1 protein-coding gene is annotated in these 340 nt (G+C 61.2%); it reads right to left on the bottom strand.

Annotated features, from left to right (window positions below):
- The coding region (locus ACYQ6T_RS10760) for a zinc ribbon domain-containing protein (RefSeq protein WP_459830713.1) at positions 1-340 on the bottom strand (340 nt) is incomplete at both ends.

The raw sequence follows: 340 nt of genomic DNA, 5'->3' as shown, positions 1-340 counted from the left end.
GTGCGCACTGTTCTCTTCCTGCCCCGATTCCTCAATGGAATCGTATCTGACAGGCGTCACTTTCCCGACTACGATGGGGACCTCCCCCATCGCAGCGCCGCCATTGCTGGACGGACTCGCCTCGGGTAGGGCAGTTCCGGTTGCCAGCCGTTCAAGGTTTCGCGCTGCATTCAGGTCGCGGTCGTGGTGCGTGCCGCATTCGGGACACTGCCACTCCCGGTCACTCAACGCAAGCGCTTCGTTCTTCCAGCCGCAGACCGAACAGAGGCGACTGCTTGGGTACCAGCGATCGGCAAGGATCAACTGGGTGCCGTAGCGCTTTGCCTTGTATTCCATCTGC

The sequence above is a fragment of the Hydrogenophilus islandicus genome, from assembly GCF_054657095.1.
Note: the sequence above shows the minus strand (reverse complement) of the source record. Positions and strands in the feature narration are given on the sequence as shown.